This window comes from Limnoglobus roseus, from assembly GCF_008254045.1.
In the GTDB taxonomy this organism is placed as follows: domain Bacteria; phylum Planctomycetota; class Planctomycetia; order Gemmatales; family Gemmataceae; genus Limnoglobus; species Limnoglobus roseus.
Map to the genome: position 1 here is coordinate 7,567,970 of NZ_CP042425.1, position 24,264 is coordinate 7,592,233.

Consider the following 24,264-nt stretch of genomic DNA (forward strand, 5'->3'; position numbering starts at 1 on the left):
AGAAAACGAATTACCGATGTCATACACGACCGTATGCCGGGATACGAGTGCGTCTCGTGCCTATCCGACCGTGACGCCGCCCAGGAAACTGGCGTCATATGCGAAGTAGTCGTCGATGGTCTGCCCGTCGTCGGACAGGACGCGCACCCGCGGGGCACCGCCGGGGCCGGCCCCGACCACAAGGTTCGTGCCGGCGGCCGTCGTCACCGTGCCGATCGAGACGCCGCCGGTGAACGACGGCTCGAATGCGTCGATCGTGCGGTCTGGGATGTCGTCGGCGTCGGCATAGACGTTCACCACGCCTGGACCGCCCGGTCCAGCGGCGGTGACGAGTTGAGCCTTCGCCGACCCGTCGAGGTAGCCGGCCGCCACGGACACGCCGCCGCGGAGGGCCGCGTCGTAGGCGAGGAACTGGTTCCGCAGCGTGCCGTCCGGGTTGTACACGGCCACCACCGGGCCGCCGCCGGCACCCGCCCCGACGATGACGTTGTCCCGACCGGTCCCGTCGAGGTCGCCGGCGGCAACGTTCACGCCCACGCGGGCGTCCGGCGAGAAGGCGAAGAAGTCGCCGATCAGGCCGGTCATCTGCGCCACGCCGCCGGCGGCTTGTGGAGCGAAGCTGAACGACCGCACCCGCGGCCCGCCGCCGACACCCGCACCGACGACGATGTCGAGGCCGAGGCCGCCGCTGAGCCGGGCGAGGGCGACCGACGCCCCGCCGCGGAAGGACGACTCGAACGCGAAGAAGTCAGCCAGCAGGGCGGTCGGGCTGATCTCCCCGGCGTCCGAAATTTGGTCCAGCTTGGTCCCGTCGATCACGAGGATGCGCGGGCCGCCACCGATGCCCGCCGCGACGACGACGTCCGGGGTGCCGTCGCCGTTCACGTCGCCGACGGCCACCGTCGCCCCGCCACGGAACGACGACTCGAAGGCGAAGAAGTCGGCCTTCTTCGCGCCGGTGGCCTGGTCGAAGACCTGCACTCGTGCCCCGCCGCCGTCGCCAGCAGCAAGGGCGTACCACGGGGCGGTGTTCGACACCGTCGCGGCGAGGGTCGAGACGGGCGTGGCCGCCGCGGCTGCGGCGAAGGCGGCGCCGGTGTATTCCGCCACGACAGAGGCGATGTCGCGCTGCCCCGTCGCCGCGGCGGCGAGGGCCGTGTTCACGTCGGTGCCGGCCACGATCTGGGCCGCCACGATGTGCCGCATGTAGTCCGCGCCAGCCCCGACGGGGGTCGCCTCGAAGTGACGGTTGATGCCGGCCAGCACGGCCGCCGCGCCGGTCACGAGGGCGTCGTCGAGCGTGACGTTCAGTCGGCCCGCCGTGTCGAGGATCAGGTCACGGACGGCCGCGTCGTTCGCCAACCCCGGGTCGCCGTTGCCGTTCCCGATGGCCGCGGCGAGGCTGTTGAAGAACGCGGCGTCCACATCCGCCCCGGACCGACCGACCAGCGCCGCGATGCCGTTGCTCAGGCCGGCGAGTTCGACGGCCGCCGTCAGCGAACGGCCGGCGTCGGCGCGACCCGTCATCGCCAGGTCGATGACGTTCTCCCGTAGGACGTTGATGGTATCGGGGATGCCGAGGGCCGCCGCCACCGTGGCCGCCGCCTCGTCGATCGACAGGGCCGGGGACGTGGCCCGCACGGCTTGCACGAGCGTCGAGAGCGGCGACACCATCGTCGCCGGGGCTGGGGCGGTCAGGGTCATCGTGTTCGGCAGGTTCGTGGCCACGTTCGTGCCGCCGAACGCCACGATCAGGCCGCTGGCGCCTTCGGGCAGAGCCAAGCGGTAGGTGCCGTCGGCCGCGCTGACCGTGTTTGGCTCGCCTGCGTCGAGCACGCCGTTGCCGTTGGCGTCGTAGAACACCATCGCCCCGGCGATCTGGTTGTCAAGGATGCACGGGCTCGCGTTGTAGATCGCGCTCCCGACGCTCTTCACGACGCTGGCGGCCTTGTTGACGACCTTCCCGGCCGCGTCCACAACTTTCCCGGCGGCGTTGAGAAGGCCCTGAACGATCGCGTTCGACACGCCCGTGATGTCCACCGAGCCGTTGAAGTAGACCTTGATGCCGACGTCCAGCCCGGCCAGCCGGACCGACAGGGCCGTGTAACTTTCGCTGTTCTTGCCGGCGGTGTAGGACGAGGTCAGGTTCACGCTCCCCAGGGTGAGCGAGACGCCCTTCAAGTCGATGAACGTCTTGAAGAAGCTCGGCAGGTCCAGGCTGCTCTTGATGGTCACGCTGCCGGTGCCGGACAGCGTGTACACGCTGTTGGCGTAGTTCAGGGCCAGGCTCACGTTTCCGACCGTCAGCCCGGCGACGCCGAGGGTGTTGGACAGCGTGCCGTTCACGCTGTCCACGGTCCCCTTGGTGGTGTCCACGACGATGCCGCCGGTCGTGCCGTTGCCGAGTTGCACGGCGAACGTCTCGAAGCCGTAGGTGGCGGACGCCGTGCCGTCGATGACGAACTTGCCCGAGCTGCGGGTATACTTGAACCCGAAGTCGGCCTTGCCGAACGTCAGCCCAGCGAAGGTGACGTCCGACGTGACCGTCAGGGCCATCGCCGTCAGCGTACCGTCCACGATTTGCAGCCCCGGCGTCGTGCCGCGGCCGAACGTCAGGGTGATGTCGCCGATGCCCGTGATCGTGGCCGTCAGGCCACCGCTCATCGTGAACGTGCTCGTCGCGGCCGTGTACCGGAAGTTCACGCCCTTGCCCTTGAGCGTGACCAGGCCGACGCTGAAGTCGGCCCCGACGGTCATGTTCAGGCTCTTGAGTTCGCCGTTCGTGATCACCAGGCCGGGGTCGGCCGGGGTGCCGAAGGTGATCTTCAGGCCGCCGACGCCGATCAGGCCCACGCCGGCTGACCCGGTGAGCTTGAAGGTGCTGTCCGCCGCCGTGTACTGGAACCGCAGGCCGTCGGCCGTAAACACGATGGCGTTGACAGTGAACTTCGCGTCCACCCGCACGTCCAGGCTGGTGAGCGAGCCGTCGGTGATGACGAGGCCCGGCGTGCCGCCGTCGCCGAACGTCACCTGCACCTGACCCATGCCGATGACCGTGACCTTCGCCGCCCCGGACAGCGTGAACTGGCTCGTCGCGGTCGTGTACGTGAACCGGAGCTTGTCCGTGCTGATGATGACGTTGTTCACGCGGAACTGCGAGTTGATCGTCGCGTCCAGCTTCGTGAGCGAACCGTCGGTGATGATTAAGCCGGGGGCCCCGTCGTACCCGAACGTCACGCTCACGTCGCCCATGCCGATGACCGTCACGCCGGCCGTGCCGGTGAGCGTGAACACGCTGGTGGCCGGCGTGTACGTGAACCGAAGGGCCTTCGTGCTGAAGATGACCGAGTTCACGCGGATGTTGGAATCGACCGTCATGTCCAACTTGTCGAGCGACCCATTCGTGATGACCAACCCCGGCTCGCCCTTGTAGCCGAACGTCACGGTGAGGTCGCCGACGCCGATGACGGTGACGCCCGCCGACCCGGCGAGCGTGTACCGGCTGGTCGCCGCGGTGTACGTGAACCGCAACCCCTTCGTGCTGAAGATGACCGAGTTGACGCGGATCTTCGAGTCGATGGTCATGTCCAGGCTGTCGAGCGACCCGTTCGTGATGACCAGGCCGGGGGCACCGTTGTACCCGAACGTCACCGTCAGGTCGCCGACGCCGACGATCGCCACGCCCGCGGACCCGGACAAGGTGTACTGGCTGGTCGCAGCGGTGTAGGTGAACCGCAGCCCCTCGGTGCTGAACGTCACGGAGTTCACGCGGATCTTCGAGTTGACGGTCAGGTCCAGGCTGTCGAGCGAGCCGTTCGTGATGACCAGGCCGGGGTTGCCGTTATACCCGAAGGTGACGGAGAGGTTGCCGATGCCGGTGATCGCCACGCCGGCGGTGCCGGTGAGCGTGTACTGGCTGTTGGCCGCCGTGTACGTGAACCGCAGGCCCTTGGTGGTGAACGTCACCGACTTGACGGTGATGTTGGAGTCGACGGTCATGTCGAGCTTGTCGAGGGACCCGTTCGTGATGACCAGACCGGGGTTGGTCCCGTTACCGAACGTCACACTCAGGGAGCCGATGCCGGTGACCGCGACGCCGGCGGTGCCGGTGAGCGTGTACTGGCTGTTTGTGGCGGCGTAGGTGAACCGCAGGCCCTTCGTCGTGAACGTCACGGCCTTGACGCTGATGTTCGTGTCCACCGTCATGTCGAGCTTATCGAGCGACCCGTTGGTGATGACCAGCCCGGCCGACCCCTGGTAGCCGAACGTGACACTCAGGCTGCCGATCCCGCCGACGGTCACGGCCGCGGACCCGGCGAGCGTGTATTGACTGTTCGCCGCGGCATAAGTGAACCGCAGCCCCGTCGTACTGAACTGCACCGTGCTGACGGAGATGTCCGAGTTCACCGTCGTGTCCAGGCTCGTCAGCGAGCCGTCGGTGATGACCAGGCCGGGGTTACCCCCCTTCCCGAACGTGACGCTCAGGTTCCCGATCCCGCCGACGGTCACGGCCGCCGTGCCGGCGAGGGAGAACGTCGCTTGCCGCGAGTCATATGTGAAGTTCAACCCCTTCGTCGCGAACCCGACCGACCCGACGGTGATGTTGGAATCGACCGTCATGTTCAGCGAATCGAGCGACCCGTTGCTGATGACCAGCCCCGGCAGTGGCCCCTGGCCGAACGTGACGCTCAGGTTGCCGATCCCGGTGACGGCCGCCGCCGCCGACCCGGACAGGGCGAACCGGTTGGAATCGGCCGCGTACTGGAACCGCAGGCTCTTGGTGCTGAACGTGACGGAGCTAACACGGACGTTCGTGTTCAACGTCATGTCGAGGCTCGTCAGCGCGCCGTCGGTGACGACGAGGCCGGGGTTGGTCCCGTATCCGAACGTCACGTTGAGCGTGCCGAGCCGGGAGACGGTCAGGTCGGCGCTGCCGGAGAGGGCGAACGCCTTCGTGGCCCCGGCGTACTGGAACCGCAGCCCCTTCGTGCCGAACGTGACCCCGCCGATGGCGACGTCCGTGTCGAGGGTCATGTCCAGGCTGGTCAGGTCGCCCTTCGTGACGACGAGACCGGGGTTGGTCCCGTACCCGAACGTGACGCTCGCGTTGCCGATGCCGGTGATGGTCACGCCGGCCGATCCCGTCAGGGCGTAGGCCCCGCTCGCGGCCGTGTAGTCGAACGCCAGCCCCTTCGTGGCGAACGTCACGCCGGCGATCGTGACGCTGGAGTTCACCGTCGTGTGCAGCGATTCCAGCGAACCCTTCGTGATGACCAGGCCGGGGTCGGTCCCGTGGCCGAACGTCACGCTGAGGTTGCCGATCCCGCCCACGGTGACGGCGGCCGTGCCGGCCAGCGTGTACTGCGAAGTCGCGGCGGTGTAGCCGAGGGCCAGCCCCTTGGTGGCGAACGTCACGCCGCCGATGGTCACGTCGCCCGTCACGGCCAGGTTCAGGCTCGTGAGCGAGCCGTCCGCGACGACGAGGCCGGGGCCGCTAGCGTTGCCAAACGTGACGCTCAGGTTACCGATCCCGCCCACGGTCAGGCCGACGGTCCCGGCGAGGGCGAACTGGTCGGTCGCCGCAGCGTAGGTGAACTCCAGCCCCTTCGCGGCGAACGCGACGCCTCCGACGGTCAGATTCGAGTCGAGGGTGAGGTCGAGGCTCGTCAGCTTCCCGTTCGCGACGACGAGGCCGGGGGCGGTCCCGTGGCCGAACGTCAGGCCCAGGTCGCCGAGGCCGGTCACCTTGGAGGTCACCGTCCCGGTCAGGGCGAACATGTCGCCGGCCGCGGTGTACGCGAAGTTCAGGTCGCCCGCGGTGAACGTCAACTCGCCGACGGTGAAAGTCGAGTTCACCGTCGCGTCGAGGCTCACGAGGTCGCCGTTCGTGACGACGAGGCCGGGGTCGGTCCCATGGCCGAGGGTGACGCTCAGGTCGCCCAGTCCGTCGATCGCGACGCCGGCCGTCCCGCTGAGCGAGAACTTGGCGTCGGCCGTCGAGTACGCGAACGTCAGGTCAGTAGCCGAGATCGTGACGCCGCGGACGGTGAAGTCGGTGGTGACGCTGGCGTCGAACGCGGTCAGCGCCCCGGCTGTGAACACGAGGCCGGGCGTCGAACCCTGGCCGACGCCGAGGGCGAGGGTCACGTTGCCGGCCTTGTTTTCCAGCGTGGCGGTCGCCGTGCCGGTCAGCGTGACCGTGTTCGCGGTGGAGTCGTACGCGGCGGACAGCGACAGGCCGGTGAACTCGACGGAGCCGAGCGAGAAGCCGGTGCTCGGGATCGAAGCCGTCACGCCGCTGAGGGCGATGCCGGTGTCGCTCACGACGACGTGATTCGTGCCGGACACCGATACGGCGAGGCCGTAGGGCAACGCGAGCGAACCCTGGACTAGCACGTCTGCGTTTGCCTGATCGAGCGAGATCGCCGACGGCGTGAACGTGAGGCTGGCGACCGTGAACGTCGCGCCGGTCAAGCCGGTCTGACCGGCACCGGCCAGGGCCGCGATGCTCGCGGCGGTGAACCCGCCCGTCAGGAGCGTTACCGGGTTGCTCGGGCGGATCGCCTTGACGGCCCCGGTGTTCGTGATCGTCAGCGCGGCCGTGTCGATGGTCGTGGTCCCGTCGAGCGTCAGCAGCGCCACGAACGGCTGCCCGGCCGCCGGTTTGAACCCGACCTGCACGGTGCCGCTGGACATGAACGTGCTGCCGGAGGGTTGCAGGCCGTTCGCCTCACGGAACTGCAAACCGCCCACGTCCACCTGCGTCGGGACGAGCGACGGCTCGACGATGGTCAGCGTCGTCGCCGCCGTGCCGCCGGCCGTGCCGTTCGTTACCGTGCCGAGGGTGAACGTCAACGTCGGGTTGGCCGTGGCCGACGGGCTGGCCGCGAGCTTGCCGGTGATGGTCACGCTCGTCTGCCCAGCCGGGATGACGACGGGGCTGGCCGACACGTCCGAGTAATCCACGCCTTCGACGGCCGTGTCACCGGTGGCGCCGTACGTGAAGTTCACCGTCGTCGGCAGCGACGAGATGGCCGAGAGCGACACCGTCACCGCGAACGTGCCCGACACGGCCGTCGCGGACTGGCTGTCGGACAGGAACTGCACCGTCGGCATCGGCGCGCTGGTGATCGTCAACGTGTGCATCGTGTTCGTGCCGAGGTCGGCGCCCGTTGGGGACGAAGTCGTGAACACGATCGTCTTGTCGTCGGCCGAGTAGCCGTTGTTCAGGACCTTGCCGGTGACGTTCACGCTCGTTTGTCCGGCCGGGATGACGATCGGACTGGCCGAGACGTTGCTGTACTCCGTGTCGGGCGTCGCCGTGCCGCCGACCGTGAACGGCACGGTCGTGTCCACGGACGACGCGGCCGACAGCGACAGCATGACGTTAAACGTCCCGGCCACGGTCTCGGAAACCGTCTGGCTCGCCGCGGCGAATTGCACCGAGGGCTTCACGGCGCTCGTGATCGTGATCGTGTGGCCGGTCGTCGCTCCGAGGGCCGCGTTCGTCGGGTTCGCCCCGAGGGTGAAGACGATCGTCTTGTCGGCCGGCGAGTAGCCGTTGTTCACGATCGTGCCAGTGATCGTCGCCGAGGTCTTTCCGGCCAGGATCGTTACCGAGCCGGCCGCGGCCCCGCTGTACTCGTTCCCGGACACCGCCGTGCCGCCGACCGTGAACGGCACGACCACGTCCTTCGACGCAGCCCCGGACAGGTTGACGGTGACGGTGAACGTGCCCGGCGACGTTTCGGCCACGGTCTGCGTGGCGGCCGCGAACTGCACGGTGACGAGCGTGGTGAACGCGGACACGGCCGTGTACGTCGTGCCGTTCGCGTTCGTGGCGTACGCGACGAACGAGTACCCGACGCCGGAGGACAGCCCGGCCACGGCCGCCGTGAACGTGCCGACGGTCGTCGCGGCGTCCGCCACCTTGACCACGCCAGTGCCGTTGAGCATTGGGTTGGCGTTCGTAGCCGTCGGCGCGTACAGGACGCCCCGCTCGGTGATCGACGAGGTGCCCGTCGCAGTCACCGTGCCGCCGAGGGTCGCGCCCTGGCCGGTCACGTTGGTCACGGTGGCCGCGGACACCGTCGGCTGCGGCGGGACGACCTGCGTCACCGAAATCGACTTCCCGAAGATGGTCACCGTGCCGGTGCGGTCCGCCGCCCCCGTGTGCTCCGTGTACGACAGGTTGACCTTGCTGGACGTGACGGAATCGACGGTCAGCCACGGGCTGTTGCTGAGCGGGGAGAGGACGCCCGTCAGGCCCGGCCCGCCGACGACGCGGTCGGTCAGCGTGACGGTCCCGGCCGCCGTCGACGTGTTGACGGCCGACGTGTCCACGAACGCCCGTGGCAGAATGCTGATACGGGACGGCGAGGACTCGGCGACGTACAGGTTCCCGGCCCCGTCGGCCGTGAGGAACGTCGGGCTGGTCAACCCGCTCGCCCGCGTCGTCACGGCCCCGGTCGCCGGCGAGTACATCTTGATCGTGCCGCTGGTGGTGACGAACACGTTCCCGGACCCGTCCACCTCGACGCCGCCCGAACTGGTCACGCCCGTGATGAGATCGACGCTCGTGCCGGTCGCCTTCACGTACTCGCGAACCTTGTCCGTCGTCTCGTCCACGTAGTACACGTTGCCAAGAGCGTCGACGGCGATGTCGCTGAGAGTGAAGATGCTGACGAGGTCGGTCGCCGTCTTCGCCGTGGCGTCGTACTTCCGCAACGCGCCCGTGGCCACGCCGCCGACGCTGCCGTTCTCGGCGTAGTACAGGTTGCCCGCCGCGTCCACGTCGAGCGCGTCGATGTAGAAGCCGGCCGGCGACGTGTACACCGTCTCGATCTGGTCGAGCAGCGGGTCGAACTTCTGGACCTTGTTCGCGTCGGTGGCGGAGTCGTAGGTGACGAAGTAGACGTTCCCGGCGGCGTCGAGCGAGGCGTACTGGCCCGTGCCGTCGAACGTGATTTGCGTGGCCGCGCCGGTCGGGTCGTACCGTTTGAAGCCGTAGTTGGCGTTGTAGTACAGCTTGCCGGTCGCGTCGGCGACGAGGCCGTTCAGGTTGCCGAACCGGTCGTACCCGCCGGCGACCAGCGTGCGGGTGGTTCCGTCCGCCAGGTTGTACCGGACGACCGACTGGGCCGGCGAGTCGAGGGTGTAGATGGCACCGCCGCTGAGGTACGTGTCGAGGTACTGGCCGAACTGCGAGACGACCGTGCTGACCTGTCCGCCCGGGGCGATCTTGAGCAGGTCGTAGGCGGTGTAGTCGTCCTGCACGACGTACACGTTGCCACCGGCGTCCACCATCAGGTTGTCGGGCAGCACCCACGGGGCCTTGTCGATCGGCAACAGGGCCGTCGACGTCTGCGTCGCCGCGTCGTACTTGAACGGCGAGTTCAGGTCGTACCCCGAGTCGACGACCATCGTGTAGTACACGTTCCCGGCGGCATCGACTTGCAGCGCCCCCACGTTGCCGGTCAGGTCGGACACGACGGTGGACGTCACCCCTGCGGTGGAATACTTCTTGATCGCCGTCGCGGCCGAGTCGTAGTAGTACACGTTCCCCGCCGCGTCCGCCGCGATCGGCGTCTGAACCGCCGGAACGGTGAACAAGTCGGTCACCACGTCGGTCGTCGGGTTGTACTTCTTCACCTTGTCGGCATTGCTGTCCACGGCGTACACGTTGCCCGCGCCGTCCACGGTCACCGCGTACGGGTACTGGATGGTGGCAGCGACGGGCGCGGTCACGCCCGTCGTCGCGGTGTACTTCTTCAGCCCGGAGTCCGTGACGTAGACGTTCCCCGCGCCGTCCGCGGCGACGGACTTCGGGCCGCTGAACACCCGATCGACAATCGCCCGCGACTCGCCCGCGGCCACGTACCCCGTCCCCGCCTGGGTGACGGTCAGCGTCTGGCCCGCGACCGTCACCGTGCCCGTCCGCGTCGCCCCGGCGTTCGCCGTGAAGCTGAACTTCGCCAGCCCGTCGCCAGTGCCGGTCGCGGTCGTCACCGTGATCCACGGCTCCGTCGTGCTGGCCGTCCACGCCCCCGACGCCTGCACGAGCGTGCCGTCGCTCCCCGCCGTGGGGCCTTCGAACAACGTGGCCATGCCCAGCGTGGCCGGCAGGCTGCGGTCTTCGAGCGACACCAATCCCAGTATGGGGCGGACGGGCAGTTGTGGGCGGATCGGGCGGCGAGCGGGGTTCCAAAGACGGGCGAGCCAAACGGAAAAGGTGGGGCGCATGCGCGTGGCGATCCTAAAGGATAGGTTGGCGATGGGGACGTACTTCAAATCTCGAAGCAGGGCGCGAAAGATTGAACCCACTTCGCGGACGATTGGAGGTTTCTCTGGAAGTAGTAACCTCTTCACAGGGATGGGGATTCGATCATTTCAATAAGCCTCGCGTGTGGCCACGAAACTTGTGGCCGCACGCGAGACATGGGAGTTTGCGATCCAACTCTGAGTTCAACATGGGGACGATGGTTTCAGTTGTCAGCCAGCTCGACCACGACCATCGCGTGGACGTCCAATCTCGGCACCACCACGGAGACTCCGTCCGGTGTCTCCGTGGCCTTCAACTCGGTGTTGTCGGGTTGCAGGCGGATCGGGCCGAGTTTGAACCCCGGGCGAAACGTCACGCGGATGTCGTGGACCGGGAGCACCTCTTCCCGCAACGGCACGTCGTCCACGGGATAGGCCTTCCCTCCGGTCGTGTTCACGTCGTTGAACAGGTGGACGATGAGCCGTCGCGTGCCGTCCTTAGTCTGTCGCATGACCGTGGACTGCACGCACATCGGGGCCGTCACCGTAACCGGCGGCTTGACCCCGTTCGCCGCCCAGCGGATCGCGTTCGCCACCAGGCACCGCTGGTACGGGTAGGCGTACAGGTAGTACCCCGCATCAATGCCCGCCGGCAGGTACACGACCCTCCCCTGGCCGTGGGTGCGACTGACGACGGCCGGGAACGGCTCTGCCTTCGGGTCGCCCTTCACCCGCAGGGTGCCGAGGATTTGCGTGCCCGCCGCCGGCTTGACCCGCACGGCCGGCCCCTTGAACGTCACCGGCTCCGTGCCGACATACTCGCTCAACTTGCCAGCGTTCAGCCACGACACGCCGAGCGTCAGGTCAAACACGTTCTTCCGCTTCTCCCAGTAGTCCGGCCCAATGCCCTTGGCGAAGTTCACGTCGAGATCGGCCTTCCCACCCGCGGCCGTGGGCAACCCCAGGTATTCGACCCCGAGCAATTCGCCGAGGGCGAACTTGGCGCGGGGGTCGCCGTACTCGTCGAATAGCGACGTGTCCACGCTCGCCACCACCCCGCCGCCGCCACGGACGTACTCGTCGATGACCTTCACCTGCTTGTCGTCGAGGCTCGCCGCGTTCGGCAGGATCAGCACCGCGTACTTTTTCAACTCGTCCGCGGTCAGGTTCCAGTCGTTGATGACCGTAGTCGGCAGGTGCTCTTCCAGTGTCGCCCGGAAGGTGCCGAACACGCCCGCCAGGTACCGCTCCTCCACCCGCCCCGCCTCGCGGCCGTAGAAGGTGCGGGTGTTGTCGCTCATCAGGAGCGCCGCCCACGGCTCCGGCGACTTGTGGGTCAGCCACGGCTTCCGCCGAAGTACCTCGTCCAGACCGTGATCCACCGCCGCCCGTAACCGCTTGGGTTGCGCCACGGCGATGCTCGGACCGGCCCCGTGTGTCAGGGAGAGCATCATCCGGCGTTCGATCTCGTGCGGCGGGAAGCTGTCCTTGCCGTAGGGGTTGCCGTGGCTCATCAGGTACGGCTCACTGAACGCGACGCGGTGGTTCGTGACCGCCCAGGCGTAGGCGTTGGCGAACGCCGGCACGACCGTGTTGCCGCGGTTGCTCTCGTCGGCCCAGAACTCCTGGTCCGGGGCGTCGAACAGCAGGTTCATCCGGGCCGACATGTTCCGGGGCAAACTCAGGAAGTGCCCGTACCGCCCGGCGTTCGTCGTCCACGTCACGAGGGCCACGTCCGGCTTGATCGCCTTCAGCCGGGCCTGAGCCTTCGCCACCAGCGCCTCAAGCCGGCGGTCGGCCCAGTGCTGGTAGCGGCGGAACGCCGGGTCGTTTAAGTCCGGCTTCGGTGGGATCGGCTTGCCGGTGTCGGCCTTGTAGTTCTTGCGGCAGTGCTCGCAGTAGCAGACGCCGCCGTGGTGCAACCCGTCGAAGCTGAAGGCGTCCACCGCCGGGTGCTTCTCCAGGATTTCCGCGAGGACGTCGATGAAGAAGTCGCCGTAGGGGCCGAGCGGGCAGAGCATCCCGCCGTGGCCGAACTTCTTCATGTCTACCTGCGGGATGGTCGTGGTGTCGGTGGGGATGCGCCGCCAGTCGGGGTGCGCCTCGTACACCTCGCCCTGGAGCGTCGGCGGGTAAACGCCGAGGATGCGGAGGCCGAGTTTCTGGTACTCGGCGATGTCCCTCGGCAACCGGTCGAGGCCGACGTGCGGGCTGCGCTTCTTGAGCAAGGCGCTGTCGTAATACGGGTAGAACGGATCGACGAAGCCCATCTCGCTAATCGTGACGCCGTGCTTGACGGCGGCGGTTCGCCCCGCCGTGTCGAGGCCGGACAGCGTGTACCCGACGCCGGTGGTTCCGCGGACCCACTCCGGAACGGCGACGGGGCGGAACGGCGACTGCTCGAACGGCTGCGGAGGGAGCGGCTCGCCGAACGGGGGCTTCGCCTGGGCGGCCGCGAGGGCGGGGAGGAACAGGAGTGCGAGCGTGGCAGCGAGGCGAGAGGGCATGGGGCACCAGGATCGAGGGGCGGGCGACAACCCGCCCAGTATACCCGTCACCGGGCACCGCCGGACGACGAGGAGACCGAGCCACCGTCCAGCGATCCCGCCCCGGCGAACGGTCTCACTTCGCTCCCTTCTCCTTGAGCAAGTTGAGGTCCTTCGCCCAGTCGACGAACCGGAGTTGCCACGTCCCGAACGGGATGCCCTTTCGCGGGCTGATCGCCCCGCCGTGCCCGCCGTGGGCGTAGATGTGCAACTCGGCCGCGACGTTCGCCTTGAACAGCGCGTCGTAGAACTCCACCGTCTGCCGGGCGTGGAACGCATCATCGACGCCGGCGCTGGTCAGGAACGTCGGTGGAGCGTTCTTGGGCACCTTGGTCAGGTCCATCCGCGCCCACCCGGCGTACACGAGCACAGAGAAGTCCGGCCGGCAACTCTCCCGCTCGATCGGGTCGTCCGCCTTCGCGTTCCCGTCGTCGAACCGCAGCGTCACCCAGGCCGCTTGCTCCCCGCCCGCCGAGAAGCCCATGATGCCCACCCGCTTCGGGTCGACGCCCCACGCCTTCGCGTTCGCCCGGACGGTGCGGATCGATCGCTGGGTATCTGCGACAGCGTCCTTGGTCGAGTCGTAGGGCTTGAGGCGGTATCGCTCGATGAAGGCGTGGACGCCCAACCCGTTGAGCCAGTCGGCGATGTCCGTCCCCTCCGCCCCGACGTTGCACGTCTTGTTCCCCCCGCCCGCCGCCACGATCACGGCCGTCCCGTTCGCCTTGTCCGCCGGTGCCAAGTGAACTTCGATCGACGGGTTGTGAATGTTCTCCACCGAGTTGATGCGATCCGTTCGCCCCTTGGCCATGTTGAACTGCTCGGGCTTGTCCGACCCGGGCATGGCGCGCAGGGCGGGCGATCCTTTCGGCCAGAGGGTCACCACCTTCGCGCCGGGAACCAACGGCTTGGGGTCCGGCAGCGACAACACATCCTTCTCATCCGCCCCGCGGGCCGGTTGGCCCGGGCAGAAGCCGAGGACGCAGAGCATTCCGACACCAAGGGAACGGGTCCATGCCACGCTCATCGCTCTCTCCGAAAAAGGGCTGCGGGTGAAATCGGTTGGATCAAGTTCCGACCGCCGACGGAACGCGACAAGTGTACCGGTTCGCGTCGCTCGGGGCCAAGCAATTGATCTTCGATCCCGCGTGATCTCTCGACCAGCTGATGGTGGCTTACTTCGTCTCGAAAGGCATCGACCCGACGCGGGAGCCGGGCTTGGCTGTGGTGGAACGGAGCCTGATCGAAGAATACGGCCCGGCCGAAGTGACGGCGAAGGCGGGGCCGGCCGGGGCGGTCAGTCCCACCTTCCGTACCGGCCCCGCGTGTCCCTCGGAACTCCCGGAACTCGCCCCGACCTCGGGCAGTGAGCGGACGAGTCAGTCCAAAGGACGGCACCTTCTAGCGTGAGCCGGACGGCGTCGCAAGCGGCATTCGATGAAACCTTGCTGAGAGCAGGCGGTACCTACTGAACAACCGTTCAACGTGCACCCTGTCATTCGCGGAGACTCGTTCGGCGTGCCTTCACTTTCACGCGCCCCGTACGAGTGTATGTCGATCCACCGCAGTGGCGGACCGACATCCGCATCGCTGGCCATCAATTGCGGCGGGCGACCCCGCACGAAAGTGGCCCCAACCGGCTTACTCGGCCGACGGCCCACCGAGGAACTCGATCCCGCCGGTCGCCACGTCGTACATCGCGCCCACGACCCGCACCCGGCCCTCACGGACGAGGCGCCCGATCGCGTCACTCTCCCGGATCATGGTCTCGACCGTGTGCTGGACGTTTCGCCGCGCAACGGTGTCGACGAGGACCGCCCGCTCGGCCGGGGGGAGTGGATCGGCCGTTGGCGGGGCAGACGCCACCGACTGCTGGATGTCCGTGAGGATGTGATCGATGTGCTGACACCCGGTCGCCTCGGCCGCTGTTCGGCCCGAGCGGGCGAGATCGACGGCCGCGCCCACCGCGCCGCACCGCGTGTGGCCCATCACCACGATCAGCTTCGCCCCGGCGACGGCGGCCGCGTACTCCACGCTGCCGAGGATCTTCCGGCTGGTCACGTTCCCGGCCACCCGGACGTTGAACACGTCCCCGACGCCGAGGTCGAAGATGATTTCGGCCGGCGCGCGGGAGTCGATGCAACTCAGGATCACCGCGAGCGGGTGCTGGCCGGCGGCCGTGGCGGCCACCTGCCGGCCGAGGTCGCGCGTCAACCGCCGCCCGGTGCGGAACCGCTCGTGCCCGTCTTTCAAAATTTGCAGCACCTGGGCCGGCGTCACGGCTGTCTGAAGGTCCCGGGTCGAGTAGTCCACGAACTGCGTCCGGTCCTCGAACCGGTACTCGGTTCGGAACCCGACGAGGCTGACCTCCACGCGCCGAGCGGGGCCGGTTCGCTCGTCGAACTCGCGGATCAAGGCCAGCACGTCCGGATCGATGTAGTCGGTCTGCTGAGCGTCGAGGAGCACGTGCCCGCCGGCTGGCACGCTGTCGAACACCCGGGCCAGGGCCGCCCGGTTCAGGAAGCTCACCTGGTTGGCGAGTTCGACCCGCACGACCTCCCGGCCGAGGTGCCGCTCGACGATTACCCGAAGGGGCCGACGGACGTTGCTCCAGAGGATGAACCCGGTGCTCACGGCCAACCCGAGAAGGATGCCGACGAGCAGATCGGTCAGGACGATCGCCGCGACGGTCAGGGCAAACGGGATGAACTGGTGGCGGCCCTCGCCCCACATCTGCCGCACCAGCACCGGGCTGGCCAGTTTGACGCCGGTGACCAGCAGGATGGCGGCCAAACTCGACAACGGGATGAAGTTCAGCCACGCCGGTAGGAACGCCACGCTGGCGAAAAGTAGGATGCCGTGGACGATGGTGGAAATGTTCGTCCGCCCGCCCGCGTTGAGGTTCACCGAACTGCGGATGATGACGGCCGTAACCGGGAGAGCCCCGATCAACCCGGCGGCCACGTTACCGATGCCCTGGGCGAAGAGTAGGCGGCTCGGCGACGAGTTCCGCTGAAGCGGGTCGAGTTTGTCGACCGCTTCCAGGTTCACCAAGGTTTCGAGCGACGCGACGGCGGCGAGGGTTACGGCGGCGAGGTAGACCGCCGGGTTCGCCCACTGGGTAAAGTCCGGGAGTTGGAGCAGGTCGAAGAACCCGCCCGGCCCGTTGGCGATGGGCACCTGGACGAGGTGACTCCGTTCGATCGCCCACGGCGACCCCATCGCGCGGAACGCCGCCGCGGCCCCGACGCCGAGCAGCACGACGGCCAGCGGGGCGGGAACGGGGGACTGCTTCAGCGGCTTCCACCGCCCCCAGACCACGAGCAGGGCCACGGACGCAAGGCCGATCACCGCCGCCCCGGGCTGGATGTCGCCGACCAGCCGTGCGTACTCGGTGAAGGTGTTCTCGTGGTCCGGCTGGACGAACGCCATTTCCCCTTCGGGGTCGGTGTCGTGACCGAGAACGTGGGGAACCTGCTTTAGCACGAGGATGATCCCGATGGCGGAGAGAAGGCCTTTAACGACGCTCGACGGGACGAACGCCGCCAGGAAGCCGGCGCGGAGCAGGCCGAGGATGATTTGCAGGACCCCGGCCAGGACAACGGCCAGAAGGAACGTCGGGAACGATCCGAGGGTGGTGATCTGAGCGGCGACCACGGCGGTCAGCCCGGCCGCCGGGCCACTAACGGTGGCGTTGGCTCTGCCGATCAGCCCGACGACGATGCCGCCGATGATGCCGGCCAGCAGGCCGGAAATGAGCGGTGCGTTGGATGCGTGGGCCACGCCGAGGCACAGTGGCAGCGCGACCAGGAACACGACCACGCCGGCCGCAATGTCGCGAGTTACAGACGGGGGCGAGGTACTGTTCGAAAAAGGCATCAGATGCTTCTCCGTAATGGGGAGGGATAACTCGGGTAGGGGGAGAGGGACGGTTCACATCGGGGGCGGACTTCCGTAGAGTCGGAGCGGTAGGCGGGGGCGGACCCGTAACTTCGGCGTCGGCCGGTCGTGCTCGTCCTCCATTTCTCCGACAATCTGCTCCAAAACGTCTTCCATTGTGATCAGCCCTACGGTCTTGCCCGCGGCGTCGCGGACCACGGCCAGCGGCCGGCGTTCCCGCCGGAACAATTCCAAAGCGTCGGCCACGTTGTCCTCGGGCTTGAGGAACAGCGGCGGGTACAGCGCGTCTTCAAGGACCACGATCCCTTTCAGGCTGAACAGGTAAAACAAGTCTTTCGTGTTGACCACGCCCACGACGTTGTCGAGGTCGCCGGCGTACACCGGCATTCGGGTGTGCGCCCCCCGCCGGACGATCTCAAGGACTTGGTCGGGCCGCGTCCCCAGTGCCAGCCCGGCCACCCGCTCCCGGGGCACCAGGCAATCCCCGACCCGCTTGCCGGACAGGGTGAACACCTTGCGGACGAACTCGGCCTGTTGGTGGGACAAGACGCCGGCTTCCTCGGTCTGCTCGATCAGCAGGCCCAACTCCTCGACCGAGTGGAGCATGGCCTCGCCCCCGGCCGGTTCGTGCCCGGTCCGTCGGAGGATCGCGTTCCCGACCCCGTTCATGGCCGCGATGGCCGGCCGCGCCAGGCGGGCGAAGACGACGAGCGGGGCGGCCACCCACAAGGATGTTCGGTCGGGCGACTGCAGCGCCAGCGTCTTCGGGATGAGTTCCCCGAACACGACGTGCAGGAAGGTAATCAGGCCGAACGCGATGGCGACGGCAACCGTGTGAGCCATCGGCCCGGCCCACTCCGCCGGCAGTCCGATCGCCAGGACCGGTTCGACGACCCGCGACAGAGCCGGTTCGCCGAGCCACCCGAGGGCGATGCTCGCGAGCGTGATGCCCAGTTGGGTCGCCGCGATGTATCGGTCGAGATGGCCGACCGCCTCGCGCACGGCCCCCGCCCGCGGCACGCCCTGCCGGACCATCTCCTCGACCCGCGTCTTCCGGACCCCGACCAGGGCGAACTCGGCGGCCACAAAGAACCCGTTCAAGGCGACCAAGGCCGGCACGCTGAGGAGGGAGAGCACCGTCCACGCCCAGTGGACGTCGGGCGGGGCGGCCACCGCAAAGCAATCCATCGTTCGTCCTCTGAAGGTTCGCGGGGGATGAGCCGACCGCCACGGGAGCGGCCCGACCCTTTCAACGGGTAAGGGCTACCGGACGATCGGTGTTATCGCGGCGTGTCAAACTCGTCGGGGACAGCAACGGCCCGAGGCGTCAGCCGAACTCGCAACGAGTCAGGCGACCGCGGATCAATTCAGAAGCGGGGAAGGGCATCAACACTCCGGGAGGCCCTAAGGGCTTTCCCGAAAGTCGGTGGCGAGGAACGTGTGGAAAGAGCGATTAACAGCGAAGGGGAGCGCGTAGCCCGTTGGGCAGCGAGTGGCTGAGGTGACGGGACGGGAAGGACGGCGTGGTCGCACCGGGCGTGACCACGCCCGCGGCGGTTCGAATGACGGGGTGTCTGACCGCAGTCGTATCGGTAACGGGCAGTGGACGGGTGAAGGAAACACAGACCAGTTCTTTGAGCGTCTCGGTCGACTCGGCAGAATCCTCGACGACCCCACCGCTGAAACCGGACGTGGCCAGCACGAGCACGAGGGCGAGTTTGTAGGCGACAAACTGGAGGGCGATTACGAAAGATCGGAACTGGTTGAAGATGCGCAGCCCGAAACGAGGAACCAGGAGATCGGAGAAAGCAACCGGCATCATGGGGTGGATCGGGTGCCCTTGTTTGTCGTACTCATCGCGGATGGTCCTATTCATCATATCGATACGGGCTGACAGATCATACATCTCGGTCGGAGATCATTGTGAAGGTTAAAGAAATTTTCGTCCAGAAAATATTCCGACCGTCCTACCCGGTAAAGAGGATGCCGGGCCTGCCGCCGAATAGCGTCAAATACGTTAAGCCGTTTTGAGTGAATGAGTAACGCCCCCACATTCCGAATCTTGGTCTTTTGAGGAGACTTGCTTACGTTGACAACGGTTTCACCCGCGGTCCTTCCGGTGTCGGGTGGCCACCCTGCTCCGGGGTGCAGGGTGTAACCATGGCCCGAAGGAAGTGGAGCGTTCAACTGTCTTTCACGGGGGATTGTTATGACCCGATGGTTCGTTCTGGTACTCGTCGCGGCGGTCGGCTGGCTCACACAGGCCGGAGCTGTTTGGGCCGCCGAGCCGGTCGGGCGGTACGCGGTTGTGGTCAACAAGGGCGTGGCCGCCGGGCCGTGGGGGAAGGTCGTCAAATTCCTCGAAACCAAGCACAAGGCGAAGACCTTCGCTTACGACAAGGCCCCCGAGGACGTCCGCAAGGACGTCGGGGCGTACCGCCCGCGGTACGTCTGCTTCGTCTGCCCGCCGACCGAGGACTTCCCGGCCTTCGCCGCGGTGGCGAACAAGTTCTGCCGCACGCTCGACGACGACCCGTACGTGGACGCCATCTGGGGCATCCTCACCGGGCTCGACGCGGACCACGCGATGGAACTCGCGACGGCAGAGCCGGTGGTGATCCGACGGGCGTTCACCAAGACCCTCGGGCCGTGGCTGAACTGGGTGCCGGAGGGCGAGTACGTGACCGAGTGGACCCGCGACCGCGGGGAACTGGGGGCGAAGAAGGTCGGCACGGACTTCGCGGTTAAGACTGGCGGACCGACGAGCGACGCGGACGACGCCAAGCTGGTCCACAAACTCTTGGCCGAGGACTCGTTCGACCTGATTATCGGGTCCGGGCACGGCGGCCACAATAACTGGATGCTCATGTACCCGAGCGGCAAGGGATTCCTCACCGCGAAGGATGGCAAACTCGCCATGACGGCCTCGGGCGTGGACCTGCCGCTCGCCGGGAAGCGGCCCAAGGTGTACTGGGCGGTCGGCAACTGCCTGACCGGGGTCGTGAACAGCGGCCGGAACAACTTCAAGGACTCCTACGCCCTGGCGTGGATGAAGAACGGCACCCGACAGTACGTCGGTGCCGTCCAGTCGACGTGGTACGAGTTGAACTGGAACATGGCCGACTGGTTCTTGAAGCAGGAAGGACGGTGGACGTTCTCCGAGTCGCTGTTCCTGCTCCGCCAGTGGTCCCACTACCTGCTGACGGAGAACGTCGTCACCGGGCGGGACCGGGAGGGCACCGCGTTCACCGACGGCATCTTCGTCCTATACGGCGACCCGGCGTTAGAGGCCCGGGTGGAGAAGACCCGCGACCCGGCCCTGACCGAGACGCTCGACGTGCGCGAAACCGGGGTGAAGGACGTCGTCCGGATGACGTACACGGTGACGGTGAACTTCGTCGGGGAGGGAAACAAGCGAACGGCCGAGAAGTTCGGCGGGTGGCGGATCTTCTGCCACCTGTTGCCGTATCAGGTGACCGACGTAGCCATCGAGAAGTCCGACTTCGCGAAGGTCGTCTGCCCGGGGGAGACGCTCATCTGGGACGCCGGCAAAGGGCTGAAGGTGGGCGACGTGCGGAGCGTCACGTTCACCGCGAAGCGGGTGCCCGACTAACGCTCGGCATGGCCGCGAGGCAACTGCCCCCTGGTTGACCCTCGCCTTTAAGCACCTCGGGCGATCAGATGCTGATCGCTTGCCGCGAAGGCGGGGGTGCCTCTCGCGACGATTCGCCGGTTCGAGGCGGGGACGAACAAGCGGTCGCGGTCATAGGGGCTGGTCGTGCGACTGGTGGCCGGGGTCGGGCGTACCGGACCGGATGGGATTTGCCCCCGAAACGGCCGGGCGGGAAGTCCCACGATAGCTGGTACGTAGATCTCAAGTGTGGCGGGTACTGGCTGGTGTGCGCGATCCAGGCGCGGCCGCCCGCGGCACCAGGAATATCCTCGCGTCCGCCGCGAGCATCTCCAACGGCTGAAGTTACTCACCCCTTTCCCGAGCACGCCGTCGACGACCCAGCACCCGCGGATGTGCGGCCCGTCGTCCCAGCAGTGTGTCAGAATTGCCGCGTCCTCGCACCCGGCGTCCTGCAACGCATCCGCAAGGACCGGCAGACGCGAGTGGCAGCCGAACCAGTCCATGCTGAACACAGCCCGTAGGTCGTGTTCTCGCTATGGGGCATCTTCTCGCATCGGAGTAACGTGCGGTAGGAGGGAAAGCGTCCCGACCGCGAACAATTCTGGCGGGACACGGTCGCCGCGTTCGCAACGTCCGGCCTGTCCGTCCGGGCATTTTGTGCGGCCCGCGGCCTCCCTGAGAAGCGGTTCTACACGTGGCGGAAGGCCCTCGGCCTGAGTCCCGTCGGACGCCCGGCCGGTCGTCCGACGCCCGCCCCGCCGGCGGGTTCGTCCCCGTCCGGGTGGTGTCCGACGCGGCGGCCGAGGTCGTCCGGCCCGGCGGGGTCGTCCTCCGCGTCCCGGTCACGGCCGACCCGGCCCACGTCGGCCGGCTGGTCGCCGCGATCCGGGGGGCGACGTGCTGACGCTCGGCACGACCGGGGCCATCTACCTGGCCGTGGAACCCCAAGACGGACGGAAGGGATCGACGGATTGGCGGGCGTCGTGGCCGCCGCCCTCGGCCGCGACCCGGCGTCGGGTGACCTGTTCGTCTCTAAGAACCGCAAGGGGAACCGGCTCAAGGTGCTGGCGTGGGCCGGGGACGGGTTCGCCCTGTACCTTCGCCGACTAGAGCGGGGGACGTTCGCCTTCCCGGCCGCCGGCGGCGTCGGAGTCGTCGTCACCCCGGCGGCCCAACTGGCCATGATCCTCGGCGGCCTCGATCCGGCGGCCGCGCGGTCCCGCAAGCGGTACGCCCGGCCCGACCCGGCGAATCCGAGAACCGTCTGACCGGGTCGCGCGTACCCCCGGCATGACGCCGCGGGAAGTCGAACTCGACCGGGAGAATGCCCATCTGCGGGCGACCGTCGCCGAATTGCACGCCGTCGTCGCCGACCTGCGACGTACGATCGAGGGGCAACAGGCCCACATCGACCGCCTCGTCAAGATGGCGTTCGGTCGGACCTCCGAGCGGGTCGTCGGCCCGACCCTGTTCGACGCCGGGCCCCCGCCCGGCGTCGAGGCCGGCGTGTCGCGGTTGCCCCGGCCGTCGGACCCGCCTTCGAACCCGCCCCGCGGCCGCGGGCACGGTCGCCGTCCCGTCGCCACCGACCTGCCCGTCGAGCGGGTGGGGATCGACCTGTCCGAGGCGAGGCCGCGCAGGCGTGCCCGTGCGGCGGCGAGATGCGGGTCCGGGTCGGCCTCGGCGGGCCGGCCCGGCGGTACGACGACCGCCCGGCGTCCGTGTTCGTTCGGGGAACGGTTCGGGTCAGTTTCGCCGGCCCGGGGTGCGAGCGGGCCGGCCACGACCCGCGGTTCGCCCGCCCGCCACTCCCGTCCGAGCCGATCCCCCGCTCGTCGGTCGCGGCCGGACTGCTCGCCCACGTCGCCGTGTCCGAGTTCGTCGGTCACCTGCCGCTCCACCGCCTCGAACACATCCTCGCCCGGCACGGGCTGGTCGCGCCGCGGTCCACCCTGTGCGACTGGGTCCGCGGGTGCGCGGCCGCCCTCGAACCCGTCTACCGGGCGATGGTCGCCCGCGTGAAGCGGTCGTACGCCATCCACGCCGACGAGACACCCGTGACGCTCTTGCGGCCCCGGCGGACGGCCTACGCTTGGGCGTACCTCGGAGACGCCGCCGTCCCGTTCATCGTGTCCGACCTCACCCCCGGCCGGTCCCAAGAGTTCCCGGCGCGGTTCCGCGCCGGGTTCACCGGGTTCGTCCAGGCCGATGCGTACGCCGGGTACAACTCCGTCCACCGGGGCATGCGACACGTCGGCGGCTGGGGATGCACGCCCGCCGCGGGTTCCACGACGCAAGGGGCAATGACCCGCGGGCCGCGGAGGCGATCGCCGTCGCCCGCACGCTCTACGACGTCGAGCGGCGGATCGGCGAGGCGGGCCCGGGGGGCGAGGCGGTGACGTCCGCCGTCAACCAGTGGCCGACGCTGGTGCGGTACGTGGACGATCATCACCTTGCCATCGACAACGGGCCCGGCCGAGCGGGCCATCCGCCCGCTGGCCGTCGGGCGAAGGAATTGGCTGTTCGTCGGCGGCGACAACGGCCTGTCATCCGCGGCCGTCCTGCTCACCGTGGTGGCGAGCGCCAAGCGGCACGGGCACGACCCGTGGGCCTACCTCCGCGACCTGCTGACCCATCTCCCGACCCGACCGCCCGACGCCGCGACGTGGCCGACCTCCTCCCGGACCGCTGGCGACCGTCGTAGTCCGACCGGTGCCGACCCCGCACGCACGCCGACAGACCAACTCGCCGGACGCTTTCTAAGAACCGGACCCGCCTCAGGGTGGGGTGGCCGGTCAATTCGAGCAGGTGGTCGTCGGTCACGTGCGGCGACGAGGCGACCGCCAGTTCCTCCAGGGGCAACTTGCGGGCGAGCCGGAGCAGCGTTTCCCCGGTCAGGTTCCGGGCGTAGTCCAGGTGCAACGTTCGTAGCCGACCGGCGCCCGCCAGGCCGGAAAGCCCGGCGTCCGTAACCTGGCCGGTGCACCGTAGGGACAGCGTGTCGAGCCGCGGGAATCCGGTCAGGGTTGGGATGACCCCGTCGGTCAGCTTCGGCAGCGCGTTCAGCACCACCACCCGCAGGCTTCGCAGCCCCGCGAGCCGGGCGACCCCCTGGTCGGTGACCTTCTCGGCCTCGTGCAGGATTAACGCCTCCAGGTCGGGCAGCGCGATCAATCGGGCCACCTGCGCGTCGGTCGCCTTATGGAGGCCAGCGAGGGCGAGCGACCGTAGCCGGCGGAGGCCGGCCACCTCGTCCAGCGGGACGTAGTACGGGGCGGAGCGGTGAGCGCGGACGGAGAGCGACCGCAGTCGGGGCATGGCGGCCAGCTGCCGGTAGCCGGCGGGGCCCACGCCGTTGCAGTGGGACAGCCGCAGTTCCTCCACCCGGCGGAGCGGTCCGACCGCGTCCAGCACGTCGAACGGCGGGCTCGTCGAGAGCTTCAGATGTTTCAGCCGCGGCAGGCCCCGCAACACCGCCCACCCGGCCGCGGCGACATGGTCGAACCCTTGGAGGTGGAGTCGTTCCAGGGTCGTGAGGCGGCCCAAGGCCTTGAACCCGGCCGCCGTGATCGGTGGCTGGTTGTCGGAGTTCTCGCCCAGGGTCAGTGACCGGACCCGCGGCCACCGGCAGAGGCGGCGCATCCCGGCGTCCGACAACGCGGCGTTCCAGAGGTGGCCGTTCTTGAGCCGGGCGACCGACCCGATTCCGGCCGCCGCTGTGTCGTCGATGTTGCACTGGTCGACGTGCACCTCTTCGAGGGCCGGGCAACGGCCGAGGGCCCGGAACGCGGCCGGGATCGGGTCGAACAGGCAGACCCCGGCGAGCTTCTTCAATCCCGTCATGCCCGATAGGCTTCCGGGGTTCGATCGGGCGCCTTCCGGCCACCACAATTGAACCTCGCGGAGTTGCTTCAACGTGCCGAG

General features: G+C 68.1%; 11 protein-coding genes and 1 pseudogene. 6 read left to right on the forward strand and 6 right to left on the reverse strand.

Annotated elements, in window-relative coordinates:
* Window positions 1–60: 60 nt before the first annotated feature.
* The 3 genes from PX52LOC_RS32530 to PX52LOC_RS32540 form a co-directional block, all read right to left on the reverse strand.
* Window positions 61–10,242 (reverse strand): Calx-beta domain-containing protein, encoded by a 10,182-nt coding sequence (locus PX52LOC_RS32530; RefSeq protein WP_149113985.1) that lies wholly within the window; start codon window positions 10,240–10,242, stop codon window positions 61–63.
* 242 nt (window positions 10,243–10,484) lie between these two features.
* Window positions 10,485–12,767 carry an alpha-amylase family protein gene (locus PX52LOC_RS32535; RefSeq protein ID WP_149113986.1) on the reverse strand — a complete coding sequence of 761 codons (2,283 nt, stop codon included), beginning with the start codon at window positions 12,765–12,767 and terminating at the stop codon, window positions 10,485–10,487.
* 115 nt (window positions 12,768–12,882) lie between these two features.
* Window positions 12,883–13,833: an alpha/beta hydrolase gene (locus tag PX52LOC_RS32540; protein WP_149113987.1), complete on the reverse strand. Its 951-nt coding sequence runs from the start codon at window positions 13,831–13,833 to the stop codon at window positions 12,883–12,885.
* Between the two features lie 140 nt (window positions 13,834–13,973).
* Here PX52LOC_RS32540 and PX52LOC_RS32545 point away from each other — a divergent pair, with 140 nt between their 5' ends.
* The gene (locus PX52LOC_RS32545; RefSeq protein ID WP_149113988.1) at window positions 13,974–14,216 is read left to right on the forward strand and encodes a hypothetical protein; all 243 of its coding nucleotides are present in this window, start codon (window positions 13,974–13,976) and stop codon (window positions 14,214–14,216) included.
* Between the two features lie 231 nt (window positions 14,217–14,447).
* On the opposite strand, the gene PX52LOC_RS32550 is transcribed toward PX52LOC_RS32545, so the two are convergent.
* The 3 genes from PX52LOC_RS32550 to PX52LOC_RS32560 form a co-directional block, all read right to left on the reverse strand.
* The gene (locus PX52LOC_RS32550; RefSeq protein ID WP_149113989.1) at window positions 14,448–16,685 is read right to left on the reverse strand and encodes a bifunctional SulP family inorganic anion transporter/carbonic anhydrase; all 2,238 of its coding nucleotides are present in this window, start codon (window positions 16,683–16,685) and stop codon (window positions 14,448–14,450) included.
* Between the two features lie 54 nt (window positions 16,686–16,739).
* Window positions 16,740–17,894: a hemolysin family protein gene (locus tag PX52LOC_RS32555; protein ID WP_149113990.1), complete on the reverse strand. Its 1,155-nt coding sequence runs from the start codon at window positions 17,892–17,894 to the stop codon at window positions 16,740–16,742.
* Window positions 17,895–18,159: 265 nt separating this feature from the next.
* Window positions 18,160–18,528 carry a hypothetical protein gene (locus tag PX52LOC_RS32560; protein ID WP_149113991.1) on the reverse strand — a complete coding sequence of 123 codons (369 nt, stop codon included), beginning with the start codon at window positions 18,526–18,528 and terminating at the stop codon, window positions 18,160–18,162.
* Between the two features lie 387 nt (window positions 18,529–18,915).
* Between PX52LOC_RS32560 and PX52LOC_RS32565 the strand changes: the two genes are divergently transcribed.
* The 5 genes and pseudogenes from PX52LOC_RS32565 to PX52LOC_RS44225 all read left to right on the forward strand — a co-directional run bounded on the left by PX52LOC_RS32565 (window position 18,916) and on the right by PX52LOC_RS44225 (window position 23,312).
* Window positions 18,916–20,319, forward strand: a complete 1,404-nt coding sequence (locus PX52LOC_RS32565; protein ID WP_149113992.1) for a hypothetical protein — start codon at window positions 18,916–18,918, stop codon at window positions 20,317–20,319.
* 715 nt (window positions 20,320–21,034) lie between these two features.
* Window positions 21,035–21,244 carry a hypothetical protein gene (locus PX52LOC_RS32575; protein WP_149113994.1) on the forward strand — a complete coding sequence of 70 codons (210 nt, stop codon included), beginning with the start codon at window positions 21,035–21,037 and terminating at the stop codon, window positions 21,242–21,244.
* A 64-nt stretch (window positions 21,245–21,308) separates the two neighbouring features.
* A pseudogene (gene tnpB / locus PX52LOC_RS32580) lies at window positions 21,309–21,608 on the forward strand (IS66 family insertion sequence element accessory protein TnpB); the annotation flags it as partial.
* A gap of 393 nt (window positions 21,609–22,001) precedes the next feature.
* Window positions 22,002–22,739 carry an IS66 family transposase gene (locus PX52LOC_RS32585; protein WP_149113996.1) on the forward strand — a complete coding sequence of 246 codons (738 nt, stop codon included), beginning with the start codon at window positions 22,002–22,004 and terminating at the stop codon, window positions 22,737–22,739.
* Window positions 22,740–22,793: 54 nt separating this feature from the next.
* On the forward strand, window positions 22,794–23,312 hold the full coding sequence (locus PX52LOC_RS44225) for a transposase domain-containing protein (RefSeq protein WP_390637584.1): 519 nt from the start codon (window positions 22,794–22,796) through the stop codon (window positions 23,310–23,312).
* Window positions 23,313–24,264 lie beyond the last annotated feature (952 nt).